Source organism: Novosphingobium sp. 11B (assembly GCF_054589055.1).
The window spans coordinates 33,877-45,218 of sequence record NZ_BAAILP010000297.1; the positions used below are offsets into that span (position 1 = coordinate 33,877).

The window sequence follows — 11,342 nt, forward strand, 5'->3', positions numbered from 1 at the left end:
CGATTCGGTGCATCTGCATGCTCACACCGAGCCCCCCGCAGGACACCCGCCATGAGCCAGATCATCGAACCCCTGAACGACCGCGCCCGTGCTTTCGCGGACTATGCCCAGCCCGTGATCGTGGCGCTCAGCACCGCCGGCCTTACCGGCGGTGCTATGGCGGCGGTTGGCCTGCTGGCGGATACCGCGCTGCGCCGCCGTTCGCGGCTGAATTGAAGAAGAAGAAGAGCCCACCCCCGCCCCCTCCGCGCAAGCGGGAGGGGAGAAGGAGATGCCATCGCCCTCCCGCTTGCGGGAGGGCCGGAAGGCTTGAGAGCGCAGCGAACTAGCCGGACGGGGTGGGCCTTGCCCCCCCAAGCCAAGATCACCGAACCGCGTGGTGCCCCATCGGCCCATGCCCTTCGCCGAAGCCCGGCGCCGCCAGCAACGCCGCGCGCACGAAGTCCCGTGCATCCTCGATCGCCTCGACCAGCGGAGCGCCCTGCCCCAGGAACGTCGCGATGGCACTCGACAGAGTGCAGCCGGTGCCGTGGGTATGGCGGGTATCGACGCGCGGCGCGGTCCAGACCACCGGCTCCTGGCCCGGCAGGACCAGCCGATCCTCCACCACCTCGCCCGGTGCGTCGCCGCCCTTGGCGATATAGGCGATGCCCTTCGCCGCCAGAGCCGCGTCACCGCCCAGCGCGGCGAGTTCGTCGAAGTTGGGCGTGGTGAGGCAGGCCAGGCCCATGAGCCGCTCGAACGCCGCGATCGTCGCCGCATCCGCCAGCACCGAACCGGCGGTCGAGACCATGACCGGATCGAAGATCACCGGCACGCCCAGCCCGTCCAGCCGGTCGGCGACGACACCCGCGATCTCTGCGCTGCCGAGCATGCCGATCTTCACCGCATCGACGCCGATATCGCTGACGCAGGCATCGATCTGCGCAGCGACCATCTGCGCCGACAGGGTCGTAACATCGGTGACGCCCTTGGTGTTCTGCGCGGTGATCGCGGTGATCGCGGTCATGGCATAGCCGCCGAGCAGGGTGATCGTCTTGATGTCGGCCTGAATGCCGGCACCGCCGGAACTATCCGACCCGGCGATGGAAAGAATGCGAGGAGCCTGGTTCATGGCCGCGTTCCTTACCCGCTCAACGCACCCCGAGTCGAGTATCAGCCCTGATAGTGCCGCACTTTCGACGGCGGCGCGGAATCGTGGTGCCGCTTGGCTCGCGTCGGCCGGTCCACGAGTTCCCCGCCGCAGTTGGGGCACATGTCGTCCAGCGCATCGGCACATTCAGCGCAATAGGTGCACTCGAACGAGCAGATGAACGCGCCGGGGGCCTCGGCGGGGAGGTCGGTGCCGCAGCGTTCGCAATCAGGGCGCATTTCCAGGGGCATCAGGCGGCGGCCTTTTCAACGGCATGGCAGATCGAGGCGACGGCGGCCTCCACTTCGCCCGCGTCGTCGCCTTCGGCCATGACGCGGATCACCGGCTCAGTGCCGGAAGGACGGATCACGAGACGGCCGCGCCCGTCGAGCGAAGCCTCGGCATCGGCGATCGCCGCCTTGACGCTGGCGGCCTCCAGAGGCTTGCCGCCTCCGAAGCGCACGTTGCGCAACAGTTGGGGCACAGGGTCGAAGAGGTGCAGCAGTTCGCTCGCCCGCTTGCCCGACTGGACGAGCGCGGAAAGGACCTGCAGCGCCGCGACGGTGCCATCGCCGGTAGTGGCATGGTCGAGCAGGATCATGTGGCCGGATTGTTCACCGCCCACGTTGAAACCACCCGAGCGCATACGCTCCAGCACATGGCGATCGCCGACGGCGGTACGCTCCAGCGAAAGGCCCTGACCGCTCAGGTAACGCTCAAGCCCAAGGTTGGACATGACCGTCGCCACCACGCCGCCGCCGCGCAGTTCTCCGCGCGCGGCCTGCTGGCTGCCGATCAGCGCCATGATCTGGTCGCCGTCGACGGTCTGGCCCTTCTCGTCCACGACGATCAGCCGGTCCGCGTCGCCATCCAGCGCGATGCCGATGTCGGCGCCGGAGGAAACCACGGTTTCCTGCAGCAATTCGACATGGGTGGAGCCGCAACGCTCGTTGATGTTCTTGCCATTGGGGGTGACGCCAACCGCGACGATCTCCGCGCCCAGTTCCCAGAAGGCGGATGGAGCGACCTGATAGGCCGCGCCATTGGCGCAATCGACCGCGATCTTGAGCCCGTCGAGCCGCACGGTGCTGGGCAGCGAGGCCTTCACCGCGTGGATATAACGCCCACGCGCGTCCTCCACGCGGCGGGCACGGCCGATCTCGGGCGAGGCGGCAAGGGCAAGGTCCTCGCCCACCAGCATCGCCTCGATCGCCAGTTCGTCCTCGTCGGAGAGCTTGAAGCCGTCGGGACCGAACAGCTTGATACCGTTGTCCTCGTAAGGGTTGTGGCTGGCCGAGATCATCACGCCTACGTCCGCGCGCAGTTCGCGGGTCAGCAGGGCGACGGCAGGAGTCGGCATCGGGCCGAGCAGCACGACGTCCATGCCGACACTGGTGAAGCCTGCGACCATAGCGTTCTCCAGCATGTAGCCCGACAGACGGGTATCCTTGCCGATCACCACCCGGTGGCGGTGCGTGCCGCGCAGGAAGCGCGCGCCGGCGGCCTGCCCTACCTTCATGGCCATGGCAGCGGTCATCGCCCCCTGGTTGGTGCGGCCACGGATGCCGTCGGTGCCGAAGAACTGCTTACCCATTACCTGTCCTCTTGCGCGCAAGATTCGAATCTCTCGCCTGCGCTGTGCAACCGGAGGCGTTACCGCCCTCTGAACGCTGCCTTACAGTCAGTTTAGGATTCCGTCGAATGGCGATTCTTGCCCTCACTGCGGAGTTGAGCAACGCCAAATTGCCAACCGCACCGCCCCCGCCTATTTGTCGAGCCGCATGACGTCCCCCGATCCCGCTCCCTCCAGCGCCTCGCGCATCCCCGAAATCCGCGTGCCCGGCGCGCTGACCCTGATCGGCCTCGTGGCCGGACTGGTCATCGGGCTGTTGATCGCAGGAAAGCCGATTGCGGATACCGCGCTGAAAGTGACAGGTCCTATCGGCTCACTGTGGCTGCAGGGCCTGCAGATGACGATCCTGCCGCTGGTCGCCGGGCTGTTGTTCTCCGGCATCGTCGAGACCGTCGCCGCCGCCCGCGCAGGCGCCATGGCGCGCCGCACCTTGGGCATCATCGTCGGCTTCCTCGCGTTCAGCGCGATACTTGGCGCGGTGGCGATGCCGCTGCTGCTCGAACTGTTCCCGGTGCCCGCCGGGGTCAGCTTCCCGCACGGCGCAGATCCGGGCAAAGTGCCGGGCATCTCCGAATTCCTCGCCTCGCTACTGCCCGACAACGTAATCTCGGCGGCAGCGGCAAGTGCCATGCTGCCAGTGATCGTCTTCGTCGGCCTCTTCGCACTGGCCTCCACGCGCCTTGCGGACGAGCCGCGCCGCGCCCTTGCCGTGCTGTTCGAGGCACTGGCAGGCGCGATGATGGTGGTGATCGGCTGGGTGCTGATGCTCGCACCGATCGGGGTCTTCGCGCTGGGCCTGACGCTGGGCGTGCGCAGCGGCGGTGCGGCGCTGGGCGCGCTGGGCGCGCTGGCGCACTACATCCTGCTCGTCGTGGCGGTGGGAACGGTAGTGATGATCGCGGGCTACGTGATCGCGGTAATCGGCGGCAAGCGCAGCCTGCCCGCCTTCGCGGCCGCGATGCTGCCTGCACAGGTCGTCGCCATTTCCACCCAGTCCTCGATCGCGACCGTGCCAGCCATGCTGGCGTCGAGCCGTAAGCTGGGTGTCTCGTCGACGACTGCGGAGTTCGTGCTGCCGCTCGCCGTCACGCTTTTTCGCGCCACCGGCCCGGCGATGAACATGGCCGTGGCGGTCTATGCGGCAAAGCTAGCAGGACTGGAACTCACGACCGGAGCACTCGCTGCCGGCGCCTTCGTGGCCTTCGCGACCACCTTCGGTGCCGTCTCGCTGCCTGGCACGATCAGCTTCGTGTCATCTATCGGACCGATCGCGGCAGCCATGGGCGTGCCACTCTGGCCGCTGGGCGTCCTAGTCGCAGTGGAAGTCCTGCCCGACCTGATGCGGACGATCGGCAATGTCACCATGGACGTGGCGGTCGCCGCGGCCGTCGATGCCGGGATCGACGAGCAGCCTGCAACGGCTGAAACCATCCACTGAACGGTTCATCGCAGCAAAAAGAAACCGAAATGGATGTAATTCGCTGAGCAAGGGCCACTCCAGCGACAGGAGCCCCCGATCTTGGCCACATCGCCCTTGCTTGCAGCAGAGCGCTTCGAAAGCATCCCCGCCTCTCGTGCCCGCCAGTTCCTCGAACCCGGGCCGGTGGTCCTGCTGACCACCCGCCACGCGGGGAACGACAATGTCATGACGGTGGGTTGGCACCAGGTCCTCGAACGCACGCCGTCGATGATCAGCTGCATCGTTTCACGCGGATGCCGAAGCTTCGACATGCTTTGCGCCTCAGGCCAGTGCGTTCTCAACGTTCCGACCGGCGACATGCTCGATGCCGTAGTGCGCGTCGGCAATTCCTCCGGCGAGGAAATCGACAAATTCGCCGCATTCGGCCTCGAAAGGGCTGAAGCGCAGGACGTCGATGCCCCGGTACTGCCGCAATGCCACGCGCAACTGGAATGTCGGTTGCGGGACGACCGCGCGATAGAGCGCTACAACCTGTTCATTCTGGAAGTAACGCATATCAGCGCACGTCCTGCGCCAAAACAGCCGGAATACCTGCACTACGTCGGCGACGGAGTGTTCATGCTTTCAGGTAAACGCGTATCGCGGCGGCGGCTGTTCCGACCGGAAATGCTCGGCTTCTGAAGCCTTATTCTTCCAGTTCGATATCCCAGTAGAGCCAGTCGCGCCAGGTTTCGTGCAGATAGTTGGGAGGGAACCCGCGCCCGCGCTCCTGCAACTGCCAGCTGGTCGGGCGGATCGGTGGCACCAGCGGCGGCATGTTCGCCTGCTTGGGCGTGCGCCCACCCTTCTTGAGATTGCAGGGGGCACAGGCGGTAAGGATGTTCTCCCAGCTCGTCCGCCCGCCCAGACGACGCGGAACGACATGGTCGAAAGTGAGATTATGCGGGCTGCCGCAGTACTGGCAGGAGAACCTGTCGCGCAGGAACAGGTTGAAGCGGGTGAAGGCGGGAAATTCGCTCGGCTTCACGTATTGGCGCAGGGCGATTACCGAGGGGATCTGCATCGTCCAGTTCGGACTATGTACGGCGCGTTCGTAGCTGGAGACGATATCGACCCGCTCCAGCACCACCGCCTTGATCGCGGTCTGCCAGGGCCATAGACTCAACGGGTAGTAGGATAGCGGCGTGTAATCCGCATTCAGCACAAGAGCAGGGCAGTCTGAAAGACTTCGGGAGGGATCACCCTCCGCGCTGCGGAACCGGGCCGCGCGCTCTATCAGCTCCGACTTGAGCATGGCCTCCTGTCGCAGGCCGGGATTGCGGTTTGATGGCAGTCCATACGCTATTTCCAGCACTTGCGGCAGGGCGCGTCAAGGGCGCGGATTCGCGGGGCCCTTCTACAATCCACAGGGATGTTTGCGGATGGCATCGCGGCCGCTACCACGCGGCAGATGCGCACCCGCTTCGCCCCCAGCCCCAACGGCCCGCTGCACCTTGGCCATGCCTATGCCGCTATCGTCGCGCATGACACCGCGCGGGCGCGGGGCGGCGAGTTCATCCTCCGGATCGAAGACATCGATGGCGAACGCAGTCGCCCGGAGTTCGTGGAGGAATTCTTCCGCGATCTCGCATGGCTGGGCCTCGAATGGGACGGCGAGGCGGTGTTCCAGTCCCACCGGCTGGCCAGTCATGCCTCCGCCGGAGAGCAGTTGAAGGCGATGGACCTGCTCTACCCCTGCACCTGCACCCGCGCCGAAATCGCCGCCGCCGCCACGCAGGTCGGACCAGACGGCCCGGTGTATCCGGGAACCTGCCGACACCGGGAAGTCGATCCCGAGAATGCCGCATGGCGCCTCGACGTAACCAAGGCGATGACACTCACCGGCCCGCTCGAATGGCGGGACGAAGGCGCCGGATCGCAGGCCGCCACCCCGCAGATTTTCGGCGATGTCGTACTGCTGCGCAAGGACCTTCCCGCCAGCTACCATCTCGCCGTCACGCTGGATGATGCGACGGATGGCGTAACCCTCGTTACCCGCGGCATGGACCTGTTCCCGGCAAGCCACGTGCACCGGCTGCTGCAGGCGCTGCTCGGCCTGCCGGTGCCGACCTGGCTCCACCATCCGCTGCTGATCGAGAAGGACGGACGCAAGCTGGCCAAGCGGCGCGGCGCACCCTCGCTCGCCGACCGCCGCCGCGCCGGGGAGGACGGCCGCGCCATCGCCGAGGCATTGCGCACCGGCGTGCTGCCCGCTGGCCTTTCGTTCTCGCAAGGGTTACACCACGCGCCATGAGCTACATTCTCGTGCCCGTAATCCTCGTGCTGGTGGTCATGGTGATCGTCAGCCTCGTGCGCGGCATCGTCGCCTTCATGAACAGCACGAAGGAAGACCTGCACCGCGACCCGAACGCCACCGGCCCGTCGGCTAACCAGTTGCTGCAGAACAAGATGATGTTCAACCGCATCAAGTATCAGGCCGCTGCCGTGCTGGTCTGTGCGCTGCTCCTGGCCATGGCGCGCTGATCCTTGGTCCGGCTCAACAAGATCTACACCCGCACCGGCGATGACGGCACCACCGGCCTCGTCGATGGCTCGCGCCTTCCCAAGCATGCCGCGCGCATGGAGGCAATCGGTGCCGTGGATGAGACGAACTGCGCGATAGGGGTGGCTATAACGGCACTCAGCGGCACTCAACATGCCCACACGCTCACGCACATCCAGAACGACATGTTCGATCTGGGCGCCGACCTCGCCACACCGGGCAACGACTTCACCCCCGGCGAGATGACCCTGCGCATCGTCCCCGCACAAGTCGTCTGGCTCGAAAATGCCATCGACGCGATCAACGAAAACCTTGCCCCCCTGCGCAGCTTCATCCTGCCCGGCGGGAGCGAGGCCGCCGCGCGCGTCCACGTCGCCCGCGCCTCTGCCCGCGCCGCCGAACGTCGCGCCACCGCGCTCGCCGCGACCGATGCCGTGAACCCCGCCGCGCTCGGCTATCTCAACCGGTTGAGCGACTACCTCTTCGTCCTCGCCCGTGCGGTCAATCGCGACGGCGCCGATGACGTGCTTTGGGTGCCGGGACAAAACCGCTAGGTTCCCTCCGCGATCCCGAGGTGTTAAGCGCCCGGTTAAACGACAGAGGAGTTTGGCAGTGCAGTCAGTCGGCATCATCGGCGCAGGCATCATGGGGTCGGGCATCGCCCAGACCGTGGCGAGCAAGGGCATGGACGTGATCCTCACGGACGTCAGCCTCGAGAACGCCGAAAAGGGCAAGGCCGGCATCGCCAAGGGCCTGGCCAAGCTGGTCGCCAAGGAAAAGATCAGCCAGGCCGACGCCGACGCGCTGCTCGCCCGCATCACCCCCGCTGCCGACTACTCCGCAATGTCGGGCTGCGACCTCATCATCGAAGCCGCCACCGAGCGCGAGGACATCAAGCACAAGATCTTCGAAGCCGCCGGCAAGGTGCTCGGCGCGGGCGCCATCATGGCGTCCAACACCAGCTCGATCCCGATCACCCGCATGGCCGCCAGCTCGCCCGACGCCGCGCGCTTCTGCGGCCTGCACTTCTTCAACCCGGTCCCGCTGATGGGCCTGGTCGAAGTGATCCCCGGCCTCGCCACCTCGCAGGACACCATCGACCGCATGAAGGCGTTCGGCGAGAAACTGGGCAAGACCGTGGTGCTCGCGGGCGACGAACCCGGCTTCGTCGTCAACCGCATCCTGTGCCCGATGCTGAACGAAGCGATCTTCGTGCTCGGCGCCGGCATCGGCTCGGTCGAGGATATCGACGCAGGCTGCAAGATCGGCCTCAACCACCCGATGGGACCGCTGACGCTGGCGGACTTCGTCGGCCTCGACACCCTGCTCGAGATCATGAAGGTCTTCCACTCAACCACCGGCGACCCGAAATACCGCCCCGCGCCGCTGCTGCAGAAGTACGTCGAAGCAGGCTGGTACGGCCGCAAGTCGGGCAAGGGGTTCTACGATTATTCCGGCGAGACGCCGGTTCCTTCGCGGTAATCTGCAAAAGGGATAAAGCAGGGGTTTACCACCCCTGCACCCCGTAAACTGCCGAGATCACGCGCGTAGCTGCGTCACTCACTGACGCGGCTGCGCGCGCAACGACGACAGTTCGGGGGTCTGGGGCGATGGCCCCAGATTTCTCTTTGGAACCTCCCCGTTCTCCTACCCGTTTCACCAGACGAAGGAGAATCCCAAAATGACCGACCGTCCCGACGACCTCGCCCCGGAAACGGTGAACGACGAGCAGGAAGACGAAGCCGCGCAGGCACAGACCATCGCCGAACAGGCGCAGGCGCGCGGTGCCAAGGGCCTCGGCTACAGCGACAAGGCCAAGGGCGGTATTCAGGGTGAGGACGACGTTCAGGACATCGTCGATCACATGAACCAGATGGACACCAGCGGCACCATCGACATGTCCGCCTATGACGGCGAGGAAACGATGGATGATCTCGAAAGCCGCTACGGCAAGGACAATGCGGCCGACCCGGAATTCAGCGACGACGATTCTTAAGACGGTGTTGAAACTGATCCGGGGGTCGCTCGCGGCCTTTTAGACGAGGCGACATCGGACAAGACACCGGCCGTCATCCCCGCGAAGGCGGGGACCCAGCTGATTCTCGCGCAGCAGGCACTCTCGGGAGATGGATTCCCGCCTTCGCGGGAATGACAGTGATGGAGGTTCGGAAGAACCATTCTGGAAAATACGCTTTAGGCCAGCCTGCCCCTGATCACCCCCGGGACAGCGCCATCTCATTTTCCGCCGGTCGCGTTGGACCATGCCGCCATGGCCTGCTGAGCCTGCTCCGCCTGCGCCTGTTGCTGGGCGGCGGAGTCGGTGCCCGTATCGCCATTATCCGGCGTCGGAATGCTGCAATAGGCCGTTGCGAGCACTCCCGCCGACCACATCAGCGCATGCCAGCGGCTGCGAAAAACATGCGTGATCTTGGTGCCGAACATGCCGACGGGATAACAGCGAGAGGTTAAGACTCCGTGCCTGCCTCGCGCTTTAGGTCGTAGAGGATTTCCAGCGCATCGCGCGGAGACAGCGCATCCACGTCCATATCGCGCAGCTTGTCGCGCAAGGTATCGCACTCTTCCTCGCGGGTCGCCTCAGCGGCGGCGAACAGCGGCAGGTCGCCGAGGCCCGCCGCGAGGCCCCCGGTTTCGGCGCGGCCCTTCTCCAGCTTTTCCAGCACCGACTTCGCCCGGCTGATGACCTTGGGCGGAACGCCCGCCAGCCGCGCCACGGCGAGGCCGTAGCTGCGGTCCGCTGGACCCTCGGCCAGTTCGTGGAGAAGCACCAGATCGCCCTTCCACTCGCGCGCGCGGACGTGGTGGAGCGAGAGCGCCTCGCAGGTTTCCGCCAGCCTCGCCATCTCGTGATAGTGCGTGGCGAAAAGGCAGCGGCAGCGGTTGGTTTCGTGCACCGCCTCGGCCACCGCCCACGCCAGCGCGAGGCCGTCGTAGGTGGACGTACCGCGCCCGACTTCGTCGAGGATCACAAAGCTGCGCTCCGAAGCCTGCGCGAGGATGGCGGCGGTCTCCACCATCTCGACCATGAAGGTCGAACGCCCGCGCGCGAGGTTGTCCGAGGCGCCGACGCGGCTGAACAGGCGATCGACCATGCCGATCCGCGCCGCCTTGGCGGGCACGAAGCCGCCCGCCTGCGCGAGCAGCACGATCAGCGCGTTCTGGCGCAGGAAGGTGGATTTACCGCCCATGTTCGGGCCGCCGATCAGCCACAGCCGGTCATGGCTGGCGAGGCGGCAGTCGTTCGCCACGAAGCGCTCGCCCTGCGCCTTAAGGGCTGCCTCGACCACCGGATGCCGCCCGCCCTCGATCTCCAGCGCAAGGCCATCGACCACTTGCGGGCGCGTCCAGTTGCCCTCGGCGGCGCGTTCGGCCTGACCGGCGGCAACATCGATGCGGGCCAGCGCGGCGGCGGTGCGGGCGATCTCCCGCCGCGCGGCGACCGCCTCGGCCACCAGCGTCTCGAAATGCGCGTCCTCGGCGGCGAGGGCATGGCCGCCCGCCTCGGTGATGCGCGCGGCTTCCTCGTGCAGCGCCAGCGCGTTGAAGCGCATCGCGCCTGCCATCGTCTGACGGTGCGAGAAGCCGCTGTCGGGCTCCATCAGCCGGTCGGAATGCCGCTGGGCAACCTCGATGAAGTAGCCGAGCACGTTGTTATGCTTGATCTTGAGCGAGGCGACGCCGGTATCCTCGCGGTACTTGGCCTCCAGCGCAGCGATGGCGCGGCGGGCATTGCCCGACATCACGCGCAGTTCGTCGAGCGAGGCGTCGTAGCCGCTGGCGATGTAGCCGCCCTGCCCGCGTTCGGTCGGAGGCGTCTCCACCAGCGCGCGCGAGAAGTGATCGACCAGTGCGCCATGCCCGCCAAGATCGGGCAGCACCCGGTCCAGCAGCACCGGCACGTCATCCATCTGCCCCAGCCGGTCGGCGATCCGACGCGCGCCGCTCAGGCCATCCCGCAGCTGGCCGAGATCGCGCGGAGAACCGCGCCCCGCCACCACGCGGCCCAGCGCGCGGCCCACGTCGGGCAGTGCCCGCAGCGCGGCGCGCATGTCCTCGCGCAGCAGCGCATCGCCGTGGAGCCATTCGACCAGTTCCAGCCGCTCGGCGATCGCCATGCGGTCGGTCAGCGGGGCCGAGAGGTCGTCGGCCAGCTGGCGCGCGCCCGCGCCGGTGACGCAGCGGTCGATCGCGTCGATGAGGCTGCCCTTGCGTCCGCCGCTTGAGGCTTCGAGGATTTCGAGGCTGGCGCGCGTGGCTTCGTCCATCGCCAGTGCGGCGTCGCTTGCGCGCGCCTCTGGCGGGAGCAGCAGCGGCAGCTTGCCCCGCCCGACATGGTCGAGATAGGCGATGAGCCCCCCCGCAGCCGCGAGCATCGCCCGCGTGAAGGCCCCGAAGCCGTCGAGCGTGGCTACGCCGTGGACCAGCTTCAGCCGCTCCTCGCCGCCGTCGGAGGAGAATTCGTGGCCGCCGCGCCCGATGGCGCCATCGGGAGCCTGATCCCAACCCTCGGGCACCACCAGCTCGCTCGCGCCCAGCCGGGCCAGCGCCGCCGCCAGCCGCTCGGGCGCGCACTCTTCCAGTTCCATGCGGCCGGTGG

At 66.8% G+C, this 11,342-nt stretch carries 14 protein-coding genes; 8 read left to right on the top strand and 6 right to left on the bottom strand.

What is annotated here, in order from left to right; translation table 11 throughout:
- Nucleotides 1-51: 51 nt before the first annotated feature.
- The gene (locus tag ACYPYD_RS25645; protein WP_155986253.1) at nt 52-216 is read left to right on the top strand and encodes a hypothetical protein; all 165 of its coding nucleotides are present in this window, start codon (nt 52-54) and stop codon (nt 214-216) included.
- Between the two features lie 148 nt (nt 217-364).
- On the opposite strand, the gene thiD is transcribed toward ACYPYD_RS25645, so the two are convergent.
- Genes thiD through glmM form a run of 3 tightly spaced genes read right to left on the bottom strand, consistent with a single transcriptional unit; the run spans nt 365 to nt 2,726 of the window.
- Nucleotides 365-1,114: a bifunctional hydroxymethylpyrimidine kinase/phosphomethylpyrimidine kinase gene (gene thiD / locus ACYPYD_RS25650; RefSeq protein ID WP_069708553.1), complete on the bottom strand. Its 750-nt coding sequence runs from the start codon at nt 1,112-1,114 to the stop codon at nt 365-367.
- Nucleotides 1,115-1,155: 41 nt separating this feature from the next.
- Entirely contained in the window at nt 1,156-1,383 is a 228-nt protein-coding gene (locus ACYPYD_RS25655; RefSeq protein ID WP_271182514.1) for a DUF1272 domain-containing protein, read from the bottom strand.
- On the bottom strand, nt 1,383-2,726 hold the full coding sequence (gene glmM / locus ACYPYD_RS25660; protein ID WP_459666372.1) for a phosphoglucosamine mutase: 1,344 nt from the start codon (nt 2,724-2,726) through the stop codon (nt 1,383-1,385). The genes ACYPYD_RS25655 and glmM overlap by 1 nt, the downstream gene beginning before the upstream one ends.
- A 187-nt stretch (nt 2,727-2,913) precedes the next feature.
- On the opposite strand from glmM, the gene ACYPYD_RS25665 reads away from it, so the two are divergent.
- Entirely contained in the window at nt 2,914-4,203 is a 1,290-nt protein-coding gene (locus ACYPYD_RS25665) for a dicarboxylate/amino acid:cation symporter (protein WP_459666375.1), read from the top strand.
- A gap of 81 nt (nt 4,204-4,284) precedes the next feature.
- Entirely contained in the window at nt 4,285-4,866 is a 582-nt protein-coding gene (locus ACYPYD_RS25670; RefSeq protein WP_008832459.1) for a flavin reductase family protein, read from the top strand.
- A 4-nt stretch (nt 4,867-4,870) separates the two neighbouring features.
- Here ACYPYD_RS25670 and ACYPYD_RS25675 read toward each other — a convergent pair whose 3' ends face one another.
- Nucleotides 4,871-5,479 (bottom strand): HNH endonuclease, encoded by a 609-nt coding sequence (locus tag ACYPYD_RS25675; RefSeq protein ID WP_008832460.1) that lies wholly within the window; start codon nt 5,477-5,479, stop codon nt 4,871-4,873.
- Between the two features lie 156 nt (nt 5,480-5,635).
- On the opposite strand from ACYPYD_RS25675, the gene gluQRS reads away from it, so the two are divergent.
- The 5 genes from gluQRS to ACYPYD_RS25700 all read left to right on the top strand — a co-directional run bounded on the left by gluQRS (nt 5,636) and on the right by ACYPYD_RS25700 (nt 8,723).
- Nucleotides 5,636-6,478: a tRNA glutamyl-Q(34) synthetase GluQRS gene (gene gluQRS / locus ACYPYD_RS25680; protein ID WP_459666377.1), complete on the top strand. Its 843-nt coding sequence runs from the start codon at nt 5,636-5,638 to the stop codon at nt 6,476-6,478.
- Nucleotides 6,475-6,708, top strand: a complete 234-nt coding sequence (locus ACYPYD_RS25685; RefSeq protein ID WP_008832462.1) for an HIG1 domain-containing protein — start codon at nt 6,475-6,477, stop codon at nt 6,706-6,708. The genes gluQRS and ACYPYD_RS25685 overlap by 4 nt, the downstream gene beginning before the upstream one ends.
- Before the next feature lie 3 nt (nt 6,709-6,711).
- Entirely contained in the window at nt 6,712-7,281 is a 570-nt protein-coding gene (locus ACYPYD_RS25690; protein ID WP_459666380.1) for a cob(I)yrinic acid a,c-diamide adenosyltransferase, read from the top strand.
- A gap of 58 nt (nt 7,282-7,339) precedes the next feature.
- Nucleotides 7,340-8,209 carry a 3-hydroxyacyl-CoA dehydrogenase family protein gene (locus ACYPYD_RS25695; RefSeq protein ID WP_271182521.1) on the top strand — a complete coding sequence of 290 codons (870 nt, stop codon included), beginning with the start codon at nt 7,340-7,342 and terminating at the stop codon, nt 8,207-8,209.
- A gap of 199 nt (nt 8,210-8,408) precedes the next feature.
- Nucleotides 8,409-8,723 (top strand): hypothetical protein, encoded by a 315-nt coding sequence (locus ACYPYD_RS25700; RefSeq protein ID WP_008832465.1) that lies wholly within the window; start codon nt 8,409-8,411, stop codon nt 8,721-8,723.
- 239 nt (nt 8,724-8,962) lie between these two features.
- Here the strand turns inward: ACYPYD_RS25700 and ACYPYD_RS25705 are convergent, their stop codons facing one another.
- The gene (locus ACYPYD_RS25705) at nt 8,963-9,169 is read right to left on the bottom strand and encodes a hypothetical protein (protein ID WP_008832466.1); all 207 of its coding nucleotides are present in this window, start codon (nt 9,167-9,169) and stop codon (nt 8,963-8,965) included.
- A 23-nt stretch (nt 9,170-9,192) separates the two neighbouring features.
- Nucleotides 9,193-11,342: DNA mismatch repair protein MutS (gene mutS, locus ACYPYD_RS25710; protein WP_459666383.1), on the bottom strand; the 2,150-nt coding region annotated here is incomplete at its 5' end.

Bases quoted from the DNA above. Each gene is read 5' to 3' on its own strand.
- ACYPYD_RS25645 (WP_155986253.1), top strand. From the start codon at position 52: ATGAGCCAGATCATCGAACCCCTGAACGACCGCGCCCGTGCTTTCGCG.
- thiD (WP_069708553.1), bottom strand. From the start codon at position 1,114: ATGAACCAGGCTCCTCGCATTCTTTCCATCGCCGGGTCGGATAGTTCC.
- ACYPYD_RS25655 (WP_271182514.1), bottom strand. From the start codon at position 1,383: ATGCCCCTGGAAATGCGCCCTGATTGCGAACGCTGCGGCACCGACCTC.
- glmM (WP_459666372.1), bottom strand. From the start codon at position 2,726: ATGGGTAAGCAGTTCTTCGGCACCGACGGCATCCGTGGCCGCACCAAC.
- ACYPYD_RS25665 (WP_459666375.1), top strand. From the start codon at position 2,914: ATGACGTCCCCCGATCCCGCTCCCTCCAGCGCCTCGCGCATCCCCGAA.
- ACYPYD_RS25675 (WP_008832460.1), bottom strand. From the start codon at position 5,479: ATGCTCAAGTCGGAGCTGATAGAGCGCGCGGCCCGGTTCCGCAGCGCG.
- gluQRS (WP_459666377.1), top strand. From the start codon at position 5,636: ATGCGCACCCGCTTCGCCCCCAGCCCCAACGGCCCGCTGCACCTTGGC.
- ACYPYD_RS25685 (WP_008832462.1), top strand. From the start codon at position 6,475: ATGAGCTACATTCTCGTGCCCGTAATCCTCGTGCTGGTGGTCATGGTG.
- ACYPYD_RS25700 (WP_008832465.1), top strand. From the start codon at position 8,409: ATGACCGACCGTCCCGACGACCTCGCCCCGGAAACGGTGAACGACGAG.
- ACYPYD_RS25705 (WP_008832466.1), bottom strand. From the start codon at position 9,169: ATGTTCGGCACCAAGATCACGCATGTTTTTCGCAGCCGCTGGCATGCG.